Raw genomic sequence first — 1,277 nt, forward strand, 5'->3', positions numbered from 1 at the left:
TTCATTATTATAATAATGATCGGATTCAAGGTAAGCTTGGGTATTTATCACCACGTGACTTTGAGCTAGCACAAGCAGCATAAAACGTTCCAACTTTTGGGGTACACGTCAAAACACGTGTCTTCAAAGTCGCCCGTGCTGTAAGCTGGCTGAAAAAAGGTCGCCAGCTAACACCACTTTCACGGCTGGCTCCATCCCTAACCTCCTCCGGCTTGGATTATGTTTTACCAAGACAATAGCTGGAAAGCATGGCTACTTAGTGGTTTCGGTCCAACTGGTCACAATTTTGTCAGTCATCATCTTCAGTCGTTTAGGAATACCATGTCAGCCGTGAGGTCGGCAGATATGGGCTCAGGCGCGTCGTTCTACTTAGTCAGCCAGTGATTCTCTGGCTGGCTTAGTAGAAAACCAAGCTTGGAGACTCGGATTTTTTCGAGGCTTCAAGTTGCGTTCGCACCGTTCCAGCCCATAGCTACCGACCGGTAAGGCGAAGAGACCACTAGGTTGCCCCGTTTTAGCGCCAGGACAGTCACGGCCGCGATACTTTAGAACCTTTGTCGTTTGAAACTCAAAACAAAAAGGACAGCCGCTGTGCAGCCATCCTTGTCATTGATAGTTAATTGTTACGGTTACTTTTAAGACTCCTCTTCAGTCGTCTCATCAGGTAACGTTTGTTCGCGTAAGATCCACGTGATCCCATAGGCATCCACGACTTGGCCCATCTTACCACCCGAACTCTGTTCACCAAACGGACTGATGACTTTGACATCGGACTTGAGTAAGCGTTGGTACAAGCCGGTCAATTCCTTCACGCTGGCAGAGTCATCGGCATCCACCGCAATCATCAGTGAGACCAAGGTTGAAGACGTCGGTTGCCCCATCAGCGCATCGGCACACTGGATATCCAATCCCAGAATTTTAAAGCCACCGCGCATCGTCATTTCATCTAAATTAACGGTAGGTGCTAACCCAAACTGTTCGACTTCCTCTGCCGTCGGGCTGACCCGGTAGGCATTGGTTGCCCCAAAGACGCTCTCATAATACGTAATGGCCTCTTTGGCATTTTCAAATTCCAAATATGGAATCAACTTCGCTTGCATCGTCGGTACCCCATTCACTACTTAATTTGTAAGAACTCGTTTGACTAGTGGCCGGCACCCCGGTACTAGGGTCCGTCTGAAAACTACTTAAGTAAGATGCAAATTGAGGCAATGTAAACCGTAGCCAGATAAACATGAGCGAGCTTATCATAACGCGTTGCAATCCTACGAAAGTTC

At 47.9% G+C, this 1,277-nt stretch carries 2 protein-coding genes and 1 pseudogene; 1 reads left to right on the top strand and 2 read right to left on the bottom strand.

Annotation, left to right across the window (positions count from 1 at the left end; translation table 11 throughout):
• The coding region (locus HF569_RS12730) for an IS3 family transposase (protein WP_408610809.1) at window positions 1–83 on the top strand (83 nt) is incomplete at its 5' end.
• A gap of 552 nt (window positions 84–635) precedes the next feature.
• Here the strand turns inward: HF569_RS12730 and HF569_RS12115 are convergent.
• Window positions 636–1,100 (bottom strand): VOC family protein, encoded by a 465-nt coding sequence (locus HF569_RS12115; RefSeq protein WP_168902617.1) that lies wholly within the window; start codon window positions 1,098–1,100, stop codon window positions 636–638.
• An 83-nt stretch (window positions 1,101–1,183) separates the two neighbouring features.
• Window positions 1,184–1,277, bottom strand: a pseudogene (locus HF569_RS12120) (IS5-like element ISLpl3 family transposase); the annotation flags it as partial.

Source organism: Levilactobacillus tujiorum (genome assembly GCF_012641185.1).
Lineage (GTDB): Bacteria > Bacillota > Bacilli > Lactobacillales > Lactobacillaceae > Levilactobacillus > Levilactobacillus tujiorum.